The organism is Halorubrum tibetense (assembly GCF_042661865.1).
In the GTDB taxonomy this organism is placed as follows: Archaea; Halobacteriota; Halobacteria; order Halobacteriales; family Haloferacaceae; genus Halorubrum; species Halorubrum tibetense.
Genome location: NZ_JBHSWW010000174.1, coordinates 1 through 5,087, shown reverse-complemented (window position 1 = coordinate 5,087; position 5,087 = coordinate 1). Strand labels below are relative to the sequence as shown.

Genomic DNA, 5,087 nt, shown 5'->3' with positions numbered 1-5,087 from the left:
GTGCGGTCGGCGCGCTCGCCGTCGACGGCACGCTTGATCCCGACCGGATCCGTACCCTCACCGGCCTCCTCGCAAGTGGGGCTCCGCTCGCGGCGAGCGTCGCGCTCGCCCGACTCCCGTCGGTCGCGGACGTTCGGATGGCGGGGAAACCGGGTCGTGAAGTTGTCCGTACTACGAACACACAAGCGAAACGGGTCGTGCAGATCCGCTCGACGAGTGAATCCGAGGGTATCGTTTCTCTACATACAGTATCTACGGCTGCCATAGCGATCGGTGCTGAGCACAGCTCTATGATGTGGGAGTGCCTCAAGAGAGAATTAATCGGAACCTCACGCCACGATGTCGTCGATATTTCGACGAACGAGATACTCAAATCGATCAGTGAACCGGATTCGATCATTGATTTCAACGGCGAGATCCTCTTTCAGAACGACCAGCTCACCGAGGCAGACATCGAACGACGGGCGAGACGGGCGATCGAGGCTCGATCCGAAGCGTCGGAGATAGCCGACCCGGCCGGCTTCCCGATCGTCAGCGAGGAGTGACTACGGATTTCCGTCGGCCGTTTCCCGTGATCTCGGGTCGATCCCCCTGTTTTTCAACGCTGGTGACCGACTGTCCACGTATGCCCCAGATCCACCTCGACGAGGAGACGATCGAGCGGCTCGACGCGCTTCGGGTCGACGACGAGGAGTACGACGAGCTCGTGAACGAGCTGATCAACATCTACGAGGCGGGCGAGCTAGCGCTGTTCCGCGGCAGCGACATGGAGTGAGCGGGACGATACTCCTCTCTTCACCCCTCGCCAGCGACCCTGCTCACTCCTGATACGCGATCCGTACCTGCTCCCACTTGCCGACGTCCTCCAGATGCGCCTGTAGCTCGTCGGCGTACTCCTGAACCAGCTGCTCGGCCGCTTCGATCTCCTCGTCGCTCGGGCCGCCGCCTCCACCCCCGCCGCCGAAACCGAGCGCCCCCTTGATCGAGTCGAGCACCCCGCCGGATCCGCCGCTCCCGCCAGTGCTACCGCCTCCGCCGGGCGCGCCGCCCATCGCCGACACCTGGTCTCGGACGTTCTGCAGCTCGGGCATGATCGCCGGGAGGTTCGACGTGTCGGCGACGATCCGGGCCGCCTCCGGGTCCTCGGAGCTCTCGATCTCGAACTCCGTGGCGGTCATGATCAACCCCCACTCCTGGCTGGAGAACCGGGAGGCGGCCACGCGCTCGTTGAAACGATTGTCGACGGTCATCCGCTCGCCGACGATCGCGTCGGTCCATTCGCTCATACGTGGCTATGAGCGGTGACCGTTGAAAAACTCGTTCCCATCGCTCGGGAGCCGGCGAGACGTTTTACCACGTCCGTCCCGTCCGATTGGATGCATGGTCAACCGCAGTCGTCGGGAGGTCGTCGCGTCCGTCGGAACCGTCTCGTTGTTAGCGCTCGCCGGCTGTTCGGCGTTGGACGGCGGCGGGCGGGAGTTCGGCGACCCCGTGGGGCGAACCGGCGAGAACGAAGTCCACGTGGCGGTCGGCGCGGGCAACGGCCTCTCGTACGATCCCGCACACGTCGTGATCGACGTCGGGACGACGGTGGTCTGGGAGTGGACCGGTCGAGGTGGTGGTCACGACGTGGTCGCCGTCGAGGACGAACGGTTCGCTTCCGACCTCGCCGAGGAGGCCGGCCACACGTTCGAGCACACGTTCGAGGAGCCGGGCGAGTACGAGTACGTCTGTACACCCCACCAGACGCAGGGGATGTACGGTCTCGTCGAGGTCGTCGAGTAGTCACCTAGTCGATCGGTTCCGGGGCGGCGGCGTACAGCTTACCAGTCGAACGCCTCACGAGGATCGACAGCGTCGTTCGCGCGGTCGAAGACGTGCTCGCCGTCGACGAACACGTGCGTCGTCCGCGTTCCGTTCTCGTGGAACACCCCGTCCCAGACCGCGAGGTCGGCGTCGGTTCCCGGTTCGATCGTCCCGACGCGATCCTCGATCCCGAGGATCTCCGCGGGATATCGGGTGACCGCCTCCAGCGCCTCGTCGGCGGGGAACCCTTCCCGGACCGCGAGTCCGACGCAGACGTCGAGGTGTTGTTGGGGCAACACCGGGGCGTCCGTCTGGATCGCCACCTTCACGCCCGCCTCGTTGAGGACTCCCGGCGTTTCGAACGTGATGTTTCGCAGCTCGTGTTTCGCGCCGGAGTACAGCGACGGCCCGACGACGGCGGGGACGTCCCGCTTGGCGAACTCCTCGGCGATCAGGTGCCCCTCCGTGGCGTGTTCGATCGACAGCGCGTCGATCCCGAACTCCTCGGCGATCCGGAACACCGTCATGATGTCGTCGGCGCGATGCGCGTGGACGCGGAGCGGGAGCCCCTCCGTGAGCACCCGCGCGAGGTTCTCCATCCCGAGGTCCCGCTCGAACGGCTCCCCCTCGTTGCGGGCGTGCTCCCGCCGGTCGACGTAGTCCTCGGCCGCCATCAGCGTCTCCCGGAGGGTGGCGGCGACGCCGGGTCGAGTCGAGGGCTGCCGACCCTCACGCTCTCCGTGGAACCGCTTGGGATTCTCGCCCATCGCCGCCTTCATCCCGTCCTCCCGGATCAGCATCCCGTCGGCCGTTTTTCCGTACGTCTTCATCGAGCAGATGACGCCGCCGATCACGTTCCCCGACCCCATCCGCGCGGAGACGGACGTGACCCCGTTCTGAAACGCGCGTTTCAGCTCCTCGTCGCGCGGGTGGAACCCGTCGAGCGCGTTGACGTGTGGCGTCACGGCATCGGTCCCCTCGTTGATGTCGGCGTCCTCGGGCTCGCCCCACTCGGCGACCCCCGCGTGGCTGTGCGCGTCGACGAGCCCGGGCGTGACGTGGTCACCGTCGACGTCGATCACGGTCGCGTCGTCCGGCACCTCGACGTCGCCGACAGCCGCTATCTTCCCGCCGTCGACGACGACGGCCCCCTCGACGGTTCCGCGATCGGTCGCCGTGTGCACGACGGCATTGACGAGTGCGTACATATCACACGGATGTGGTCCCCGATATATAACCGTTCGACCGGGGGGAGTGTGTTGCCGGTTCGAGCGCCGGGGAGAATCGAACGGGGCCGCCATCTCCTTGCGAACCCCGGTCGCCTTAGGTGGAGTCGATCTGACCGCCCCGTCCGGGGTCGCCTTCGGCGTCCCCCACCCCTGACTGGACCGCCCGATCACCGTTCACGGACTCGTCGCCGCCGTCGCTCTCGCTCCGTTGGTACACGTTCACGTCGTGCGTGTTGTACGGGATCTCGATCCCGTGGTCCATGAACCGCGTGTAGATCTCGCGGTTGAGCCGGTGTCTGACCCGCCCCCTGTGCTCCGGACGCTCGACCCAGCAAACGAGGCGATACGCCAGTGCTGAGTCGCCGAACGAGACGAACCGTGCCTTCGGTTCCGGGTTGTTCGGCACCGTTTCCTCGTCGAGGGCGACACCGACGAGGACCTCCTCGACGAGGTCGATGTCGGACCCGTACGCGACGCCGATGTCGATCTTGAGCCGGGTCTGCCCACGCGGCTCCGAGAGATTGACGACCCGCTCCTCGTTGAGCATCGAGTTGGGAAGCGTGATGTCGATGTTGTCCCGGGTCCGCAGCGTCGTCGACCGGATCCCGACCGCAACGACCGTTCCCGCCTCGCCGGTGTCGATCTCCAGGTAGTCGCCGATGGTGTACGTGTCGTCGACGTACAGCGCGAGACCGCCGAGGAAGTTGCCGACGCTCTCCTTTGCCGCGATACCGAGGGCGATACCCGCGATACCCGCCGCGCCGAGGATCGGGGAGATGTCGTAGTTCCACAACACGAGGACAGCCGCGACCGTCCCGGTGATCACGACGAGCGACCAGATGTTCGAGAACACCGGCGCGAACTCATAGGCGCGACCGCGGGCGTCGGAGGCCTTCCCCTCCTCGTTGATCTTCTTGACCAAGCGATTGACGACGCGGTTGAGGTAAAACCCCCACACCACGACGATGACGGTGATCGCCGGACGGCCGACGAACGTCGACACCTGTTCGGCCGTCAGAAACGTGTTCTCCGTCACCGACGGGATACTGGCGAGTACCGAGAAGCCGATCAACGAGACGGTCGTGACCAGCGGGATGTGGAGATTGTCGACGACGATGGAGTCGTAATCCGTCGCCGTTCGGTCCGTGTATCTCCGGAGATACCGGATAACGACGAAGTTCATCACCGCGCCACCGACGAGGGACGCACCGAGCACGAGAAGCGTCACGCCGTAGGGATTCGCGATCACGGGACGGAGGAACTCTGGGATCACGTAACCACCGAAGTCATACCGCCCGGTATCCGGGTGTGTATATAAGATTTACCAGCAAATGATGCTTATTCCGGCTCGTGGCCCGAACTGGGTGAGTCGCCGAATCGGCCCGCCGCCGGCGTTCAGCAGGCGCAGTAGTACTCCCGGTCGTCGAACTCCGTTTCGAACAGCTTCGTGGCCGGTGCCGGGTCGGACGGACGGTACACGCCGGTGGTGAGCGACCCGTTCGCCTCGAACTCGCCGGAGACGAGCGCCCGCCAGTCATCGGCACCGAGCGCGTCTCCGACCTTCCCGCCCGAGAGCCCGGCCAGATAATCGCGGAGGTACACCCAGCGTGTGGGGTCGATCCCCGGCGACTCGTACTCGACGTCGGTGACCGCGGCGTACGCGGCCATCGGGAGGTTCGCGCCGGCCGCGACCGGCAGCGAGATCCACTTCCAGGGGCGGGTGTTAACGTCGAGCAGCAAGTACTCCTCGCGCTCGCGATCGTAGACGAACTCCGCCTCGCTGATCCCGTAGTAGCCCGCGTCGTCGAGGACGCCAAGTGCTCGCGCCTCGATCTCCGGGTCGACGACGGTCTCGACCAGACACGACGTGCCGAACTGGAGCGGGTGCCGGACGACGGCGTTGCCGACCACCGCGAGCGCGTCGTCCACTCCCGACGGCGGGACGTACGACGCCAGCGAACGGTCCTCGCCGGTCGCGACGTCGACGCGCTTTTGCGCCATCACTTCGACGCCCTCAGCGGCCGCGGCCACGACGGTCTCCTCAAGCGCCTC

The 5,087-nt window shown here is 65.9% G+C and carries 7 protein-coding genes and 1 pseudogene; 3 read left to right on the top strand and 5 right to left on the bottom strand.

The features are described 5' to 3' along the window. A partial coding sequence (locus ACFQEU_RS11050; protein WP_379782091.1) for a hypothetical protein occupies positions 1-185 on the bottom strand: 185 nt, incomplete at its 3' end. Positions 186-197: 12 nt separating this feature from the next. Between ACFQEU_RS11050 and ACFQEU_RS11045 the strand changes: the two genes are divergently transcribed. Together ACFQEU_RS11045 and ACFQEU_RS11040 are read left to right on the top strand one after the other, a co-directional pair. Further along, positions 198-545 carry a hypothetical protein gene (locus tag ACFQEU_RS11045; protein WP_379782089.1) on the top strand — a complete coding sequence of 116 codons (348 nt, stop codon included), beginning with the start codon at positions 198-200 and terminating at the stop codon, positions 543-545. 80 nt (positions 546-625) lie between these two features. Further along, positions 626-775: a DUF7557 family protein gene (locus ACFQEU_RS11040; RefSeq protein WP_379782087.1), complete on the top strand. Its 150-nt coding sequence runs from the start codon at positions 626-628 to the stop codon at positions 773-775. A gap of 43 nt (positions 776-818) precedes the next feature. Here the strand turns inward: ACFQEU_RS11040 and ACFQEU_RS11035 are convergent, their stop codons facing one another. Beyond that, entirely contained in the window at positions 819-1,286 is a 468-nt protein-coding gene (locus tag ACFQEU_RS11035; protein ID WP_379782085.1) for a DUF5799 family protein, read from the bottom strand. Between the two features lie 94 nt (positions 1,287-1,380). Here ACFQEU_RS11035 and ACFQEU_RS11030 point away from each other — a divergent pair, with 94 nt between their 5' ends. After that, complete coding sequence (locus ACFQEU_RS11030) at positions 1,381-1,785, top strand: halocyanin domain-containing protein (protein WP_379782083.1); 405 nt, start codon at positions 1,381-1,383, stop codon at positions 1,783-1,785. Positions 1,786-1,823: 38 nt separating this feature from the next. Here ACFQEU_RS11030 and ACFQEU_RS11025 read toward each other — a convergent pair whose 3' ends face one another. From ACFQEU_RS11025 to ACFQEU_RS11015, 3 genes and pseudogenes are all read right to left on the bottom strand, one after another. Next, positions 1,824-3,014: an amidohydrolase gene (locus tag ACFQEU_RS11025; RefSeq protein ID WP_379782081.1), complete on the bottom strand. Its 1,191-nt coding sequence runs from the start codon at positions 3,012-3,014 to the stop codon at positions 1,824-1,826. 115 nt (positions 3,015-3,129) lie between these two features. Beyond that, positions 3,130-4,308 (bottom strand): mechanosensitive ion channel family protein, encoded by a 1,179-nt coding sequence (locus ACFQEU_RS11020; protein WP_379782078.1) that lies wholly within the window; start codon positions 4,306-4,308, stop codon positions 3,130-3,132. Positions 4,309-4,430: 122 nt separating this feature from the next. Beyond that, positions 4,431-5,087, bottom strand: a pseudogene (locus ACFQEU_RS11015) (carboxylate--amine ligase); the annotation flags it as partial.

Excerpts from the sequence above, each read along its gene's own strand:
- ACFQEU_RS11040 (WP_379782087.1), top strand. The coding sequence starts at position 626 with ATGCCCCAGATCCACCTCGACGAGGAGACGATCGAGCGGCTCGACGCG.
- ACFQEU_RS11035 (WP_379782085.1), bottom strand. The coding sequence starts at position 1,286 with ATGAGCGAATGGACCGACGCGATCGTCGGCGAGCGGATGACCGTCGAC.
- ACFQEU_RS11030 (WP_379782083.1), top strand. The coding sequence starts at position 1,381 with ATGGTCAACCGCAGTCGTCGGGAGGTCGTCGCGTCCGTCGGAACCGTC.
- ACFQEU_RS11025 (WP_379782081.1), bottom strand. The coding sequence starts at position 3,014 with ATGTACGCACTCGTCAATGCCGTCGTGCACACGGCGACCGATCGCGGA.